14 protein-coding genes and 2 tRNA genes are annotated in these 16043 nt (G+C 31.4%); 6 read left to right on the top strand and 10 right to left on the bottom strand.

Annotated elements, in window-relative coordinates; translation table 11 throughout:
* Positions 1–121 precede the first annotated feature (121 nt).
* Genes LNQ49_RS09785 through LNQ49_RS09775 form a run of 3 tightly spaced genes read left to right on the top strand, consistent with a single transcriptional unit; the run spans position 122 to position 3278 of the window.
* A complete protein-coding gene (locus LNQ49_RS09785) occupies positions 122–1471 on the top strand; it encodes a sigma-54-dependent transcriptional regulator (protein ID WP_229988588.1) in 1350 nt (449 codons plus the stop codon).
* A gap of 37 nt (positions 1472–1508) precedes the next feature.
* Entirely contained in the window at positions 1509–2807 is a 1299-nt protein-coding gene (locus LNQ49_RS09780) for a sensor histidine kinase (RefSeq protein WP_346432469.1), read from the top strand.
* 36 nt (positions 2808–2843) lie between these two features.
* Entirely contained in the window at positions 2844–3278 is a 435-nt protein-coding gene (locus tag LNQ49_RS09775) for a GNAT family N-acetyltransferase (RefSeq protein WP_229988586.1), read from the top strand.
* A 96-nt stretch (positions 3279–3374) separates the two neighbouring features.
* Here the strand turns inward: LNQ49_RS09775 and LNQ49_RS09770 are convergent, their stop codons facing one another.
* The 5 genes from LNQ49_RS09770 to LNQ49_RS09750 all read right to left on the bottom strand — a co-directional run bounded on the left by LNQ49_RS09770 (position 3375) and on the right by LNQ49_RS09750 (position 7646).
* Positions 3375–3962: an SHOCT domain-containing protein gene (locus LNQ49_RS09770; RefSeq protein ID WP_229988585.1), complete on the bottom strand. Its 588-nt coding sequence runs from the start codon at positions 3960–3962 to the stop codon at positions 3375–3377.
* Positions 3963–4294: 332 nt separating this feature from the next.
* A tRNA-Val gene (locus tag LNQ49_RS09765) sits at positions 4295–4372 on the bottom strand.
* Between the two features lie 236 nt (positions 4373–4608).
* On the bottom strand, positions 4609–5676 hold the full coding sequence (locus LNQ49_RS09760) for a hypothetical protein (RefSeq protein WP_229988584.1): 1068 nt from the start codon (positions 5674–5676) through the stop codon (positions 4609–4611).
* A 462-nt stretch (positions 5677–6138) separates the two neighbouring features.
* Positions 6139–6216, bottom strand: a tRNA-Val gene (locus LNQ49_RS09755).
* A gap of 191 nt (positions 6217–6407) precedes the next feature.
* Positions 6408–7646, bottom strand: a complete 1239-nt coding sequence (locus tag LNQ49_RS09750) for a bifunctional folylpolyglutamate synthase/dihydrofolate synthase (RefSeq protein ID WP_229988583.1) — start codon at positions 7644–7646, stop codon at positions 6408–6410.
* Positions 7647–7777: 131 nt separating this feature from the next.
* Between LNQ49_RS09750 and LNQ49_RS09745 the strand changes: the two genes are divergently transcribed.
* Together LNQ49_RS09745 and LNQ49_RS09740 are read left to right on the top strand one after the other, a co-directional pair.
* Positions 7778–8473 carry a MotA/TolQ/ExbB proton channel family protein gene (locus LNQ49_RS09745; RefSeq protein ID WP_229988581.1) on the top strand — a complete coding sequence of 232 codons (696 nt, stop codon included), beginning with the start codon at positions 7778–7780 and terminating at the stop codon, positions 8471–8473.
* A gap of 3 nt (positions 8474–8476) precedes the next feature.
* Positions 8477–8872, top strand: coding sequence for an ExbD/TolR family protein (locus LNQ49_RS09740; RefSeq protein WP_229988580.1), 396 nt, complete (start codon positions 8477–8479; stop codon positions 8870–8872).
* A 103-nt stretch (positions 8873–8975) separates the two neighbouring features.
* Here LNQ49_RS09740 and LNQ49_RS09735 read toward each other — a convergent pair whose 3' ends face one another.
* The 5 genes from LNQ49_RS09735 to LNQ49_RS09715 all read right to left on the bottom strand — a co-directional run bounded on the left by LNQ49_RS09735 (position 8976) and on the right by LNQ49_RS09715 (position 14248).
* The gene (locus LNQ49_RS09735) at positions 8976–9932 is read right to left on the bottom strand and encodes an energy transducer TonB (RefSeq protein ID WP_229988578.1); all 957 of its coding nucleotides are present in this window, start codon (positions 9930–9932) and stop codon (positions 8976–8978) included.
* Positions 9933–10125: 193 nt separating this feature from the next.
* Positions 10126–11352, bottom strand: coding sequence for a Glu/Leu/Phe/Val dehydrogenase dimerization domain-containing protein (locus tag LNQ49_RS09730; RefSeq protein ID WP_229988576.1), 1227 nt, complete (start codon positions 11350–11352; stop codon positions 10126–10128).
* A 123-nt stretch (positions 11353–11475) separates the two neighbouring features.
* Positions 11476–12051 (bottom strand): chalcone isomerase family protein, encoded by a 576-nt coding sequence (locus LNQ49_RS09725; protein ID WP_229988575.1) that lies wholly within the window; start codon positions 12049–12051, stop codon positions 11476–11478.
* A 382-nt stretch (positions 12052–12433) separates the two neighbouring features.
* Positions 12434–13009: a chalcone isomerase family protein gene (locus LNQ49_RS09720; protein ID WP_229988574.1), complete on the bottom strand. Its 576-nt coding sequence runs from the start codon at positions 13007–13009 to the stop codon at positions 12434–12436.
* Between the two features lie 663 nt (positions 13010–13672).
* Positions 13673–14248, bottom strand: a complete 576-nt coding sequence (locus tag LNQ49_RS09715) for a chalcone isomerase family protein (protein ID WP_229988573.1) — start codon at positions 14246–14248, stop codon at positions 13673–13675.
* Between the two features lie 568 nt (positions 14249–14816).
* On the opposite strand from LNQ49_RS09715, the gene LNQ49_RS09710 reads away from it, so the two are divergent.
* Complete coding sequence (locus LNQ49_RS09710) at positions 14817–15959, top strand: acyl-CoA dehydrogenase family protein (RefSeq protein WP_229988572.1); 1143 nt, start codon at positions 14817–14819, stop codon at positions 15957–15959.
* Positions 15960–16043: the final 84 nt, after the last annotated feature.

Raw genomic sequence — 16043 nt, 5'->3', positions numbered from 1 at the left:
ATAATGTGATTTTTGTGCCAAAAATTTAAACATTGTAAATGCCTTATTTTTAAGTTTTTATTTTTTTGAAATAATTTATACTGTCCATAATTGGACAGCTTTCGTCCAAAACCGAACAAAAATGAAAAAGACAAATGCTTCAATATTAATCATAGACGATCAAGAAGATATCCTTTTTGCGTCAAAATTGTACCTGAAAAAGTATTTCGAGAACATTTATACGCTCAATAATCCAAAAAATATTGTCGAATTATTAGCAAAAAATAGTATTGATGTTGTTTTGCTTGATATGAATTATCGGATAGGTTTTGAGGATGGAAGAGAAGGGTTGTATTTGCTAAAAGAAATAAAAACGCTTTCGCCAAAAACGGTGGTTATTTTAATGACTGCTTTTGGTAAAGTGGAAACTGCTGTTGAAGGATTGAAATCTGGGGCTTTTGATTATATTTTAAAACCGTGGGAGAATAAAAAATTGCTAGAATCTGTAAAACAAGCCGTTGATAAAAGCCGAAAAGAGCAAAGAAGAATTAAAGATGTTGTTATTGAAGATGATTTTTTTGTAGGCAACTCAGAGATTATAAAAAAGGCTTATTCTTTAGCTGATAAAGTGGCTAAAACCGATGCTAATGTTCTGATACTTGGTGAAAACGGTACAGGAAAGTTTGTCTTAGCACATCATATTTATTCTCAATCAGAAAGAAAAAATAATCCTTTCATTGCGGTTGACTTAGGATCGTTAAATTCCAATATTTTTGAAAGTGAGTTATTTGGTTATGCGCAAGGAGCTTTCACTGATGCCAAAACAGATACTCCAGGCCGTTTTGAAATGGCTCAAAATGGAACAATTTTTTTGGATGAAATAGGAAATGTGCCTTTGCATTTGCAGTCCAAACTCTTGCAAGTCATTCAGACAAAAACGATAACGAGATTGGGAGAAACAAAAGCGAGACCTCTTAATGTGCGAATCATTACTGCGACCAATTTAAACCTGAAGCTAGAAGTTGAAGATAAAAATTTTAGAGAAGATTTATATTATCGTATCAATACAATGGAGATTGTTTTGCCGCCATTGCGTGAACGAAACGAAGATAAGATTCCACTAGCTGAATATTTACTAGAAAAAATAAGCACAAAATACGGAAGAGAGGCTATTGCTTTTGATAAAAAAGTATTTGAACAAATTGAAAGACATGCCTGGAAAGGTAATATCCGAGAAATGGAGAATAAGATAGAACGTGCAGTTATCCTTTGTGAAAATAATCGCATTACCGTTTCGGATTTAGATCTTGATAAGATAACTGTATATGATGAGAATCCAGATGATATTCAGCTTTCGACAGTAGAGAAGGCTACGGTAGAGAAAGCATTGCTTAAAAACAATAATAATATCAGTAAGACAGCTGAAGAGCTTGGATTGTCAAGAGGCTCGTTGTATCGACGTTTAGAGAAATATAATATTAGCATTAATTAATATGTTTAAATCATTGAAAATATATAATCTCCTTTTTTTGAGATTGATTTTTATATTGGTAGGTATTGAAATTACCATTTTAGTTTTTAAAAAGGATTTGATTTTTACTGCTATATTTAGTCTGTTTATTGTTTTCTTGCTTATTCGCGAAATGTATTTCTATGTTAAGAATTTCGTTTTGCTTTATAATAAAACCATAGCTTCGATATTGCAAGATGATTTTTCTTCGGATTTTTCGAAGCATAGATTTAATAGAAATTATGATGATTTATTTAATTTATACGATACGCTAAAGATTAAGCAGAAAGAAGAAGTTTCCAGGGATATTGTTTATCGTTCTATATTGAATAATATTGAAACAGGAATTTTCATTTTGCAAAAGGAAGGTGATGATTGGGATATTTTTTTAATGAATGATTATTTTTCTGAATATTTTGATGTTCCAAAAATTTCCAAATGGAAGTATTTAAAAAACCACCTACCCGCTTTATGTGGTGTTATTGAAGAGCAAGATTTTCAGGAAATTAAAACATCGATAGAAATACGTGTAAATCAAGAAAATGTGCAAACATTTGTCATGCAAACATCTAGAACGGAGATTTGTGGTTTAGATTATTTTATTGTTTTGCTAGATTCAATTCAAAATGTGGTTGAGAAAAAAGAGAAAGAAGCTTGGGTGAACTTAATGAAAGTGATCTCTCATGAGTTGTTAAATTCAATAACGCCTATTCGTTCTATTTCACAAAATTTACAGGAATTGGTTGAGCAGGATTCGATTTCATCAGATGATATAGAAGATATTAAAAACGGTGTTGGAACAATGCTAAGGCGAAGTGATCTATTGCAGAAGTTTGTAGAAGGATATCGAAAACTAGCAATGTTGCCTTCTCCTCAAAAAGAGAAAATTGACTTGAAGCAACTTATTGATTATTGTCTTCAAATCATGAACCCATTATTCAAAGAAAGAGAAGTTGAAGTTGTAAACACAATAGTATTTAATTATTGGTTGTTTGTGGATCAGCAACAAATGGAGCAAGTGTTGATTAATCTTTTGACCAATAGTATGCATGCTTTGGAAAATACTTCAAATAAGCAAATTTCAATTGCTGCTGAAATTAGAGAAAATAGAATCTTTATAAAGATTACCGATAATGGAAGCGGAATTGATGAAGAAATAGCGAACAAAGTATTTTTACCATTTTTCACTACACGAAATGAAGGAGCAGGAATTGGGCTGACACTTTCCAAAAGTATTATTGAGGCTCATGGCGGTTATCTAGATTTTAAGAATCAAGATGATAAAACTACTTTTGTGATTTGTTTACTAGAGGGTTAAAATTAAAAGATTAGGTGAAATTATAATTGATTGAATATGATTATTAGGGAAGCAAAAGTCGAGGATATAAAAGAAATTCAGATAGTAAGAAACTCAGTGACAGAAAATACTTTGTCTGATCCAGGATTGGTAACAGATGAAGACTGCAAGGATTTTATAATAACAAGAGGAAAAGGTTGGGTTTGTGAAGTTAATAATGAAGTTGTTGGTTTCTCGATTGTAGATATGAAAGACAATAATATTTGGGCATTATTTTTAAAGCCAGAATTTGAAAAAAAGGGAATTGGAAAGCAACTTCATGACATTATGCTTGGCTGGTATTTTGAGCAAACAAAAATTAATGTTTGGTTGGGAACTTCTCCTAATACTAGAGCTGAGTTGTTTTATAGAAAAATGGGTTGGACTGAAATTGGTAAACATGGGAAGAACGAAATCAAGTTTGAAATGACCTATAAAGATTGGTCGAAGTAAATAAAGTCAAGATAAAAAATACTCCTTAATTTCTTAAGGAGTATTTGGGATTTATGTAACGGTGTCTTTAACTGTAAAGAGTGAAATGCTTTTGTTTTATTGTAGCATTTTTCTTTTTTGGTCATTGAATTCTTCTTGAGTTAAAATTCCTTTTTCAAGTAAATTATGTAATTTTTCTAAATCTTCAACCATATTTGATTTAGCTGTGCTATTTAAAGTTTCTGACTCTTTTGAGTCTGGTTTGATTGTTTGTTGGCTCAGTAATCGTTTAAATTCTAAATATACTTTTGGTATGTTTTTACTTTGTTGTAGAGAAATATCGCGTTCAATGCCCTCATCTAGGATGATTAATTTTAGCTGTCCTTCTTTTCTTCTTTTTCCACCAATTGCAGCGCCAGCCAATAAACCAATTCCGCCAGTTAAAACACCACCAATAATAGCTCCAGTTGCTGCTTTTCCAGCTGATCTAAAGGTTTCTTCATTAAGTCCGATTTCTACTATATCGTCAGGTTTAATTGTTTTTTTTATTGAAGAAAAGCCATTCAGTATTTTAAATTCAACTTCGTTTTCTCTAAATTGAATTATAACTTGTTTTTCTCCGCTAATAGTAGGAAATCCCATTTCATATTTTTCTACAAATCTTGGATGCGAGAGAGAATCTTTTAATGCATTTAAAAATCCCATTTTTGTTTAAAATTTAGTTGTTAGTTTTTAGCACAATTTTCCGATTAACTTTCTCAATGCGATTTGTGATTTATGTATTTTGTTGTTTAATACATTAATAACTGATGTCTTAGTAAGATGGAATTCGGATTAACAAATATAGGAAAACTTACATAATATTCTGATGTGTTTTTATGTATCTGTGGATATTCATGAGTGGACGAGTGTTTGTTCTAATTGCATACCTGTAAATACTTGTAGAAGGTTAGAAAGCAATTAAGGCTTAGATGAATATTTATGCGATAGATAAAATAAGGCATAAAAAAAACTCCTTAATTTCTTAAGGAGTTTCTTGGTGGGCGATGAGGGGTTCGAACCCCCGACCCCCTCGGTGTAAACGAGGTGCTCTGAACCAGCTGAGCTAATCGCCCTATTTTACTAGGTTGCTATCATTTCTGATTGCGTGTGCAAAGATAGGATTGTTTTTTGTATTTCCTAGTTTTTTTTGTTTACATACTGTAAATTTTTAATTTGTATTCGCAACAACGTGATACATAGTGTGGTTTCTCTATTAAAGTAGTGGATGTTTCATGATATTCTGCTACTTTTTCTAATGGATGCATTTTATATGCTTTCCTAATTTAAAAAGTAAACTATTCTTTTCGTATTAATAAACTTTAAATTCTGTTTCACCTTGAGGAATGTAGAAAAAATATTGGAGTTCTATTTCGGTTTTTTCACTGTTGTTCTTAATTCCTAAAAAAGCGCTTTTGTTTCTTTCAGAAATATCTTTAGCTTTTTTTACAAGAGTAACAAGCTTTCCATCTGCTAAATATCTAATTTCATAATTTTCTAATAATTCTATATTTAGATCATTTTTATTAATAAATGTTTTAAATGAATTCCATTCTTCTTCTATGTCTTTTTTTTCTATAAAATTAGATATGGATTTAACTTTTGCTCTGTCATAATATATTCTTGCGAGATTATCTAGGTCTCTATTTTCATGCATTATTTTAATCTGATTGTATTTTTTAACTATCATTTTTTCTAACTTTTTAGAATCTAATTTCGTTAAATCTTGAGCATTCTTAAATGGAGGACTTATTGTGTAGGGTACTTCTAAATTAACATCAAAATTAATTTCATAATATGTTTTGCCTTCTCCTATAAATCTCTTTTCTTTATACTTGGTAGTACTATGGTGGCTTCCCCATTCTTTGTTTTCAGCTTCAGTTTCCGTTACTTCTTTTTCAACTTTAGGGAGTTCGTATTCTTTGTAGGTTATCTCGCTTTCATTCTCTCTTTTTTTGTCGTATGAGTTAATATCAACTTCAAAATCTGTATCTTTTGTAAGCGTTTTATAGAATAATTTTGGATCATATTCAGATTTTTGATAATGAAATAAAGGGTATAACTTAAATGTAAAATGTTGATTCCCGCTTTTGAAAATTGCTTCATTTATTTGTACGCCAGTGCTCCCCATTCCGTCACCAAAACTTTTGTGAATCATGATACCATTAACATAAATATCGAATCTGCATAGTGAAACATTATAATTAATTCCATAAATTTTTTCTGAGGAATAATGTTTTACTTGTTTAGCAATCTCTTCTACTAAATCATCCGCAGTAATATTTTGGTTTTGATTTATTATACTTTCTTTTTTTTGAGAACAAGCTGACAGGCTTATCCCTAAATATAGAAGTATTAAAAAGTAGGTAATTCTTTTCATATTAATAAACTTTAAATTTAGTCTAAAACTCAATATCTCCAAACGGCTGTTTAATCATAATCATTTTTGTTAAAAAGGATTATTTCATTTTACGTTTCTATAAATGTAATTTCTTTTAATTTATAGGGTAGTATGTTTTTGTGTAATCTTCAGGTTGAATTGTTATTGGTTTGTGTGGACATCGTAAAATAACGAATATACTGTTAAATAAAGATAGATTGGAGAAGATTTGTTTTGCTTTTATTTGTTGGGTGCTTTTTGTGATTACAAGTATGTACTTAAGGAGCTTAAAAGGTATTGTGATTTTTGAGAATCTACTAAGTTTAAAGTATAAACAGCGGACAGAGTAGGCTAAACAAATATAGGAGCTTAAATTTTTAGTGATTTACAGGTTTTTGTATTGATCTAAAATTCCTTGAAAACAAAGCATAAAAAAACTCCTTAATTTCTTAAGGAGTTTCTTGGTGGGCGATGAGGGGTTCGAACCCCCGACCCCCTCGGTGTAAACGAGGTGCTCTGAACCAGCTGAGCTAATCGCCCTATTTTACTAGGTTGCTATCGTTTTCTGATTGCGAGTGCAAATATAAGACTGTTTTCTGTATCTCCAAAGCTTTTTTTAATAAAATGTAATATTAATTTTTAGCTTCTTGATATTTAGTTATTTGTAATTCTTAATTTTTAATAAAAGAATCAATCACTTCAGGGTTTATTGCCTTTTGAACCTAATTTTTTTATTTTGATTCACCAGACAATGGCAGTTCTGCTACTACAAACGTGCTTCCACCTACATAAATGAAGTCGTTTTTAGTTGCTTTTTGCTTTGCCGCTACGAAAGCATCAGAAACTGAGCTGTATGTTTCGCCTATTAAATCGTATTTTTTTGCATTCTCTTGTAAAATAGAAGTGGCTAAACCACGAGTAGAGTTAGGGCTACAGAAATAGTAGTGTGCTTCTTTAGGAAATAATGGTAAGATGGCATTTAGATCTTTGTCATTTACGACACCTAGAACTATGTGCAAATTGTCAAAAGTTTCTTTTTTAATCTGATTCATGACAATTGCCAAGCCGTGTTTGTTGTGGGCCGTATCACAAATTGTTTTTGGGTTTTCACCAAGTTGTTGCCATCTTCCTTGTAGACCAGTATTGGTTGTCACTTTTAATAAACCAGCTTTAAGGTTTTCATCAGTTACTTTAAACTCGTTTAGAGAATTCAAAATATGAATGGTTTGCTGTACTGTTTTTTTATTATGTTGTTGGTAATCTCCTAATAAGTCAGAAGGAAAAACTTCGGTAATTAAATCAGAAGCGAAATAAATAGGGGCATAGTTTTCTTTTGCTTTTGCTAAAAAGACAGCCTGTGTTTCGGGAGTATATTCTCCAATTACAACAGGCGTGTTTGGTTTTATTATTCCTGCTTTTTCACCAGCAATTGCTGTAGGAGTTGTTCCTAAAAATTGAGTATGATCTAAATCTATATTGGTAATTACTGAAATTAACGGAGTAATAATGTTGGTAGCGTCTAATCTTCCGCCTAAGCCAACTTCTATGATGGCAATATCTACTTTTTGATTGGCAAAATAATCAAAGGCTAAGCCCACTGACATTTCGAAAAAACTCATGTCGTTGGCCTCAAAAAAAGCTTTGTGCTTACTTATAAATTCGCATACAAAATCTTCTGAAATTTCTTCACCATTAATTTTAATACGTTCACGAAAGTCTTTTAAATGTGGTGAAGTATACAATCCAACTTTGTATCCTGCTTCTTGCAATATTGAAGCAAGCATATGCGAGGTTGAACCCTTACCATTTGTTCCAGCAACATGAATGCATTTTAATTGATTTTCAGGATTATCAAGATGGGAAGCCAGTAGCTTAATGTTGGTTAAATCTTCTTTGTAAGCGGAAGCTCCCTGTAATTGGTACATTGGGAGTTGATTAAACATCCAGTTTGTAGTTTCTTGATAGTTCATTTATTTTGAGTAAAATGGTTGCTGATTGAAATAATTTTCGTTTTTTTTAGTTTAATATAACAACGAAAAGTATCTTTATTGCAAAATTGGAATATTTTTTAGAATTAATTATCAAAAACAAGAATTAATATATGTTTAGCTTCATTCAATTACAAGCGGATACTATTGCAAACGCCGCATCTAACGTAGTTATCGAAAAAATTGCACCAAATACAGAGATTTCTGTTTTAGGATTTATTTTAAAAGGAGGGGTTTTTCTAATTCCAATTGCCATCTTATTATTTTATACTTTTTACATAATCATCGAACGTTATTTATACATAAGTAAAGCTTCTAAAATCGATAATCGATTGATGATGGATGTTAGCGTGAATCTAAATTCAGGTAATTTGGATATGGCTAGAAGTCTTGTAGAAAGAAGTGAAACAGCTGCAGGAAATATTCTTAAAGAAGGAGTACTTGTTATAGGTAGGCCAATTGCAGAAATTGAATCGAATATGGATCGTGCTGCCGATATAGAAATTGGTGAGATGGAAAGACGTCTTGGACACCTAGGTCTTATTGCTGGTATAGCACCAACCTTAGGTTTTATTGGAACTATTTCTGGAGTTATTAAAATATTTTATAGTATTTCGGTTACGGAGAATATTAGTATCGGTAATATTTCAGGAGGATTGTATGAAAAAATGATTAGTAGTGGTTCGGGATTAATTGTAGGTATTATTGCTTATAGTGCTTACCACCTTTTGAATGGTAAAATCGATGATTTTGCATTGAAAATTCAGAAGCAAATACTTGAATTTGTAAATATCATTCAAAGATCATAAGATATGTCTATTAAAAGAAAAAGAAGATTTCATGCCGAGGTGGCAACTTCATCGCTAAGTGACATTATGTTTTTCTTGCTTTTGTTTTTCTTGATTATATCGACATTGGCGAATCCTAATGTTATAAAAATGACATTACCGAAAGCCAAAGCAAATGAAAAAACAAACAAACAATTTATAAGCTTATCGGTTACAGAAGATAAAAAATTCTACATCGATAAACAGCCAGTAGATTTTGAAGAGTTAGAAACGACTTTAATGTCAAAATTAGGTACAGATAAAGAACAAACAGTAATTGTAAGGATTCCGTTTAATCTACAGGTACAAGATTTGGTAGATGTGCTTCAAATAGGAGTGAGGAATAATCTTAAGTTTGTTATTGCAACAAGTCCTAAGTAATAAAAAGTTTTATAAACAGCTGAATTTGAGATTCAGTTGATAGCAATAAAAAAAGGCTTTCAGTTTAAAATCTGAAAGCCTTTTTTTATTGTTCTTATATTTTTTAATTCAAATTGAAATTGTAAATAATCTTACCAACTTGTTTCTCAGGAGCATCACTGCTTGCATCCCATTTTGTATTCATTGCGGCTATTTTAGCTTGATCTAATAGGCATCTTGCAGTGTTTGTAGTTCCTTTAATTCCTGCAATTGCACTTATTGTTCTTCCGTTTCTATCTACAGAAACTTCAACAACTACTTTTCCAACTTCATTGCAAGTATAGTTTGGAGCTGGTTTGGATAATGCTTTTCTGTTTCCAAGAGAGTATCCTGTTCCACCGCCAGAACCGCTTCCAGATCCGCCGCCACTTCCAGAGCCATATCCACTTCCTGTTCCTATACCAGTTCCAGTGCCGTTTCCGCCACCAGTTCCTCCTCCAGAGCCACCAGTTCCATAATACCCATTAGAGCTTAGGCTTCCGTTTGATTTCCCTTTGTTTCCTGCAACTTTATCATCTCCATCACCCCCTTTGTTAGAACCTTTTAAAATACTCGATAAAGCATCATTTGTAGTATTGGAAACTTTAGGTTTCTCAACTACAGGTTTTGGGTCTGGTTTTGTAACAGTTATAGGCTTTTTAGTTTTCTCTTTTTGGGGTATAACAACACTTTCTTCAGTAGAATTTTCTTGTGATAATATGGCCTCTTCCGGTGTTGATTTTACAGGAGTTTGTTTAGCATGGTTTTTTACTTCCAATACTTCACTTTTGTAATTTGCACCAGAACCTAAATCGCTATCTCCAAAGTTTACAGTGACGCCTCCGCCTCCTCCGCCTCCAGCTAATTCGTTCAGACCATTTGCAGGTGGCCAAAAACGAATGAAGAATAAAAGAAGTATGATTAATCCATACAAAAGCACAGAAACGATGATTGATTTCTTTTTATCAGAACCAGGAGCATTTACAAACGTGTCGCTAGCTTTGCCTAGTAGTCTTGATATTAGGCCAATAGGGATTACCATATTTTTATAAAATTAGTTTTAAATTTAAACGTTTAAAAGTACTAAAAATTGTTTACAATCAAAGGGGCTAAGGGATTTAAGCATTAAGTTCTGAAATCTATATGATTCTTTTATACTGATGTATAAATAAAAAAACGAATCAAACAGGTTTTAAAAGCCTAATTTGATTCGTTTAGAATGCGGTATAAAAAAATTATACTAGTTGTTTCAGTGCAATTTCAAATGCAGTTGCGCTGATGTTTGTTTTTGATGCACTTAAAGCGTGTGCTTTTTGGATTGCATTTTTTATAGTATCTGAAGTATCGTTAAAAATAGCTTCATCAGTCATTTGTACTTTCTTTTCCATGAAATAAGCAAAAACACGTGCCATTCCACAGTTTGAAATAAAGTCAGGAATTAAACTCACTTTATTATCTACTTGTTCCATGATAGAACCGAAGAAAATTTCTTTATCAGCAAAAGGTACATTTGCCCCACAAGAAATTACTTCAAGACCATTGGTAATTAAAGCATCGATTTGATTTTGAGTTACCAATCTAGAAGCAGCACAAGGAGTGAAAATTTCGGCTCCAATTGTCCATATTTTCTCGTTGATTTCTTCAAATGGAATCATGTTATCAGCAACAAGTTTATTACCATCTTTTGCTAAAAATAATGCTTTAATCTCATCAAAAGAAAATCCTTCTTCTTTGATTAATCCACCATCTCTATCGATAATTCCGATTACTTTGGCTCCCATATCTGCTAAATAAAAAGCAGCCGCAGATCCTACATTTCCGAATCCTTGTACGATTGCTTTCTTACCTTTTACATCACCACCATAAGTAGCATAAAAATGACGTACAGCTTCAGCAACACCAAAACCTGTAATCATATCGGCAACAGTATATTTTCTTGTTACATCAGGTGAGAATTTTGGATTTTCGATTACTTTAATAACCCCTTGACGCAATTGTCCGATTCGGTTAATTTTATCAGCTTCAGTAGGTCTAAAGTGACCGTTGAAAACTCCTTCTTGTGGATGCCAAACACCACATTCTTCGGTCATTGGGATTACTTCGTGAATTTCATCAACATTTAAATCACCACCAGTTCCATAATAACTTTTTAGTAATGGAGAAACTGCTTTGTACCAACGTTGTAAAACTCCTTTTTTTCTTGGATCGTTTGGATCAAAATTAATACCAGATTTAGCACCACCAATCGCAGGTCCAGAAACTGAAAATTTTACTTCCATTGTTTTTGCCAATGATAAAACTTCGTTTACATCTAAGCCCTTTCGCATTCGGGTTCCACCGCCTGCAGCTCCACCTCGAAGGGAATTAATTACTGTCCATCCTTCGGCTTCAGTTTCAGAATCTTTCCAGTTGAATACGATCTCAGGTTCTTTATTTTCAAATTTCTTTAATAAATCTTTCATTTTACTGCGATTAGTTTAATTTAGACAAATATAAAAAATAGGTTAATGCGAAATGTGTATTATGGTAAATATTTCAAATAGTTCACTTAATGCTGTTTTTTTAACCAAATTAGGTGAGAATAGTTATTTGCCTAATAATTGATTTTTTAATTTTTCATCAGCTGGTTTATCTGCTAACCAAATTCCGAATAGTGCTTTTTTGAAATCAAATCCTTGAACTTTTCCCTTTAGTTTATTGTTTTTATAAACCCAAACAGATGAGTCGTTAGGTGAATAAATAAGTTTAAAGACATCTCTTTTGGTGATATCATCACTTAGGTAGCTTTTGAATTCTTCGATGCGGGTTTGTAAAGCTTCAAGATTGTCTCCTGCAGTTTTTCGGAAACTGTCATCCATCGCTTTTGTTAATTTTTTTGAAGATACCATAGAAGAGGTAATTTCAATTCGGATTGCCATTTCAGTATCGCTATCAATAATAAATTTTGCATCCTGACTTAATTGAGACAAATATAATGCTTGTACATATACATCAGTCCACATTGCAGATCTGCCACCTGCACCATTTAACGATAGAGTTTTGTTTTGAAACTCTATTGTTCTCGGAACCATTACCCCTTCAATGTCAAAAACCTTCTGAGCAGAAACGGTTGAAAATTGCAAAGTCATAATTACTGTAAGTGAAAGTAAAAAATTTTTCATTTTATTGTATTTTATAATTTTGGCTAAAATACTTCTAATTTCCTTATTTTTTGGGTGTTCTAATTCACTTTTTCAGTAAGGACTTTATCTAAGAAAGTTTTGTTTTAGGTCTAGTTTGTTGGTATTTAGTTGTTTGTGATTTTTAAATTTGTTTAAATTCTGTAATCTTAATTTTTAGAAATTGTGATTGATTAGCTTAGGCAAATTGCATGAATTACTTCAATTTTATGATTACTGACCATGTTTTCAATTGGTTATAATATCAGTTTTGTTGTTCCACTTGCTTTTTAGCATCTGTGAAATCGTTTCTTTATATTATAGTAACAGTTTTTTTGTGAAAATAAATGGTTGTTATTTTTAAAGCTACTGAACTTTGAAATAATTATTTACCTAGTAACTGATTTTTCAATTTTGGATCTGCAGGTTTGTCATCTAACCAGACTCTGAAAAGTGCTTTTTTGAAATCAATTCCTTTAATTTTTCCTTTTAGAACATTATTTTTATAAACCCATATAGTTGGATCAATAGGAGAATAAATAATTTTGAAAACATCTTTAGGCTTCATTTCTCCGCTTAGTAAATTCTTAAATTCATCTATTCTTGATCTCAAAGCTTCGATGTCATTCCCAGCCGAATTTTCGAAACGACTATATATAAGTTTTGTTAATTTACTCGAAGGGGCTATTGGAGCAGTTATATTAATACGTATAGCCATTTCTGTATCACTATCGATAATAAATTCTGCGTCTTGAGTTAACTGAGATAAGTATAATGATTGAACACACGATCCTAACCACATTTTAGATTTCCCACCAGCACCATTTAATGATAAAGTTTTATTTTGAAATTGAATTGTTCTTGGTAAGACAACACCATCTACAGTAAATGTTTTTTGTGCTGTAACATTTGTGAATTGCAAAGTTAAAATTACTGTAAGTAGGGCTAAAAAATTTTTCATTTTTTTGTAATTTATTTGATTTTTACAAAAATACTTCTATTTTCTATATTTTTTGAGTGAAAAAGCCCTCTTCTTTGTGAATGTACCTTATTTAGGATTGCTTTTAGATTTTAGTCATTATTCAGATAATCAGTTTGTTGTGTAGTATTTGAAGTGTTGACTAGGTGCCTATTTTTGAAGTGTTTTTAGGCTACTTATAGCATTTTTATTCTCTCTTAAATTTAGTATTTAAGAGAGAATAAAAAAGGAACTTATTAAAGTATAATAGTCTAATTTTCAGATAATATGATTAATTTCTTTAAACAGATTGTTTATAATCTAATAATTATTTTAATATAGTTTTTAAGTTTAAAAATGCGTTTCGTTTTATGAGGTAGAGTCAGATCAGTTTTAAAAACTTTAAAATTTATAAAGATTAACAATTATTTTGTAGCTTAAGTATTACAATATTAAATTAATAATAAGGATATTTATCTTACAAATATTAAAATTGATGATTTTAGAGGATTTATTTAGATAAAAAAACAAAGATTCCAACTCGTTAATATCCTCTTACTACTTAATTGTTTAGAGGGAATTATTTTAATTGCCACAACGGCTATTGCTATTTTGTTTAAAAAACTAGTTTATCCAATGTTTTTAGACTAAAAAATGTCAAAATAATTATTTGCCTAACAATTGATTTTTCAATTTTTCATCAGCTGGTTTATCTGATAGCCAAATTCCGAACAGTGCTTTTTTGAAATCGAATCCTTGTATTTTTCCTTTCAAAACATCATTTTTATACACCCATACAGAAGTATCAGTGGGAGAATATATAAGGTTAAAAACATCCTTTTGTGTGATTTCATCACTTAAGAAAGTTTTAAATTCTTCGATTCTTGGTCGCAATGTTTCTAGATTGTCTCCAGCCGATTTTTCGAAACCATTGTTCATTGCTTTTGTTAATTTGTTTGAAGATACCATTGAAGAAGTGATTTCAATTCTAATTGCCATTTCGGTATCACTATCAATAATGAATTTTGGATCTTGACTTAATTGAGATAAGTACAATGCTTGTACATAAACTTCTAACCACATTTTTGATCTACCACCCGCACCATTTAAGGATAAAGTCTTATTTTGAAATTGAATCGTTCTAGGTACTATAACACCATCGATATTGAAAGCTTTTTGCGCCGTAACGGTCGAAAATTGCAAAGTCATAATTACTATAAGCAATTGTAGAATTTTTCTCATATTCCTGTTATTTATATGGTTTTAGCAAAAATACTTTTAATTTTTATATTTTTCAGATAAAAAAGGTGTTTTTGTTACGAAAACCACTCGTGTAAGAAAACTTCCATTTGAAAATTACTTATTTGGTTGTTAGTGGCTTATGGATTGAGCATGTTTTGTGATAGTTATCATTTTAGATGCTTGCGATGCTTGTTTAAAATGTTGTAGAGATGAGAATAAATGGTGTCATGATTCTTGAATTTGTGTTTTTTTGATGAAAATTAAATTATCAAGAATAGCTATTTCTTGTATTTCAATTTTAGGGCATTTTTATAATGAACCAAATAAATTTTTATGCAAAAAAGGTTCTTTTTTTGAGAGATTAGAGTGGTATTTCTGGACGCATTAATGTAAATTTAATTATTACTAAATCGGCGTTATCAGGCGAAGTCCTTGATATTATTACGATAACGATATAGTGGTCTATTTTCCTTAGGCAAAAATGCTTAGCAATATTGAAAATTTCAGTATAAAAAATTACCTTTGGATATATTTATTTAACAAAAAGCAACTTTTATTTTATAATACTATGGATTTTAATCTTACCGAAGAGCACTTGATGATACAAAAAGCCGCTAGAGATTTTGCTCAAAACGAATTGTTACCTGGTGTGATAGAAAGAGACGAAAAGCAAATTTTCCCTACGGAACAAATAAAAAAAATGGGACAACTAGGATTCATGGGAATGATGGTTGATCCTAAATACGGAGGAAGTGGTTTAGATACGACTTCATACGTAATTGCAATGGAAGAAATTTCAAAAGTTGACGCTTCAGCTTCTGTAGTTATGTCGGTAAATAATTCATTAGTTTGTTGGGGACTTCAAGCTTTTGGTACCGAAGAACAAAAACAAAAATATTTACCGGGATTAGCTTCAGGAGAAATTCATGGTGCTTTTTGTTTGAGCGAGCCAGAAGCGGGTAGTGATGCTACATCGCAAAAGACTACAGGAATTGATATGGGTGACCATTACTTGGTAAACGGAACTAAAAACTGGATTACTAATGGTAATACTGCTTCTGTATATATTGTAATTGTACAAACTCATGCAGAAATGAAGCATAAAGGAATTAATGCTTTAATCATGACTAAAGATATGCCAGGTTTTTCTATTGGTCCTAAGGAACAAAAGATGGGGATTCGTGGTTCAGACACACATTCATTAATGTTTAGTGATGTAAAAGTGCCAAAAGAAAACCGAATTGGTGAAGATGGATTTGGATTTAAATTCGCGATGAAAACTTTAGCTGGTGGTAGAATTGGTATTGCATCTCAAGCTTTAGGAATTGCTTCTGGAGCTTATGAATTAGCAGTTAAATATTCGAAAGAGCGTAAAGCTTTTGGAACTGAAATTTGCAATCATCAAGCTATTGCCTTTAAATTGGCAGATATGGCTGTAAACATCGAAGCAGCTCGTCATCTTTGTATGAAAGCAGCTTGGGATAAAGACCAACACAATAATTATGATGTAAGTGGTGCTATGGCTAAATTATTTGCTTCGCAAGTAGCAATGGACACTGCTGTAGAGGCTGTACAAATTCATGGTGGAAACGGATATGTAAAAGAATATCATGTAGAACGTTTTATGCGTGATGCAAAAATTACTCAGATTTATGAAGGAACTTCAGAAATCCAAAAAATAGTAATTTCAAGAGCTGTTATAGCAGGATAATCTTTTAAATTAATTGATATAAAAAACCCTTTCGAGATTTTAACTTCGAAAGGGTTTTGTTTTTAAAATTAAAATTTAATTACA

It is taken from the genome of Flavobacterium pisciphilum, assembly GCF_020905345.1.
Taxonomy (GTDB): Bacteria; Bacteroidota; Bacteroidia; order Flavobacteriales; family Flavobacteriaceae; genus Flavobacterium; species Flavobacterium pisciphilum.
The sequence above is the reverse complement of the archived record's forward strand: the minus strand, read 5'-3'. Positions and strand labels throughout refer to the sequence as shown.

What these genes read in the sequence shown, in the direction of transcription:
- LNQ49_RS09785 (WP_229988588.1), top strand. Translation starts at nt 122, where the DNA reads ATGAAAAAGACAAATGCTTCAATATTAATCATAGACGATCAAGAAGAT.
- LNQ49_RS09775 (WP_229988586.1), top strand. Translation starts at nt 2,844, where the DNA reads ATGATTATTAGGGAAGCAAAAGTCGAGGATATAAAAGAAATTCAGATA.
- LNQ49_RS09770 (WP_229988585.1), bottom strand. Translation starts at nt 3,962, where the DNA reads ATGGGATTTTTAAATGCATTAAAAGATTCTCTCTCGCATCCAAGATTT.
- LNQ49_RS09760 (WP_229988584.1), bottom strand. Translation starts at nt 5,676, where the DNA reads ATGAAAAGAATTACCTACTTTTTAATACTTCTATATTTAGGGATAAGC.
- LNQ49_RS09750 (WP_229988583.1), bottom strand. Translation starts at nt 7,646, where the DNA reads ATGAACTATCAAGAAACTACAAACTGGATGTTTAATCAACTCCCAATG.
- LNQ49_RS09745 (WP_229988581.1), top strand. Translation starts at nt 7,778, where the DNA reads ATGTTTAGCTTCATTCAATTACAAGCGGATACTATTGCAAACGCCGCA.
- LNQ49_RS09740 (WP_229988580.1), top strand. Translation starts at nt 8,477, where the DNA reads ATGTCTATTAAAAGAAAAAGAAGATTTCATGCCGAGGTGGCAACTTCA.
- LNQ49_RS09735 (WP_229988578.1), bottom strand. Translation starts at nt 9,932, where the DNA reads ATGGTAATCCCTATTGGCCTAATATCAAGACTACTAGGCAAAGCTAGC.
- LNQ49_RS09730 (WP_229988576.1), bottom strand. Translation starts at nt 11,352, where the DNA reads ATGAAAGATTTATTAAAGAAATTTGAAAATAAAGAACCTGAGATCGTA.
- LNQ49_RS09725 (WP_229988575.1), bottom strand. Translation starts at nt 12,051, where the DNA reads ATGAAAAATTTTTTACTTTCACTTACAGTAATTATGACTTTGCAATTT.
- LNQ49_RS09720 (WP_229988574.1), bottom strand. Translation starts at nt 13,009, where the DNA reads ATGAAAAATTTTTTAGCCCTACTTACAGTAATTTTAACTTTGCAATTC.
- LNQ49_RS09715 (WP_229988573.1), bottom strand. Translation starts at nt 14,248, where the DNA reads ATGAGAAAAATTCTACAATTGCTTATAGTAATTATGACTTTGCAATTT.
- LNQ49_RS09710 (WP_229988572.1), top strand. Translation starts at nt 14,817, where the DNA reads ATGGATTTTAATCTTACCGAAGAGCACTTGATGATACAAAAAGCCGCT.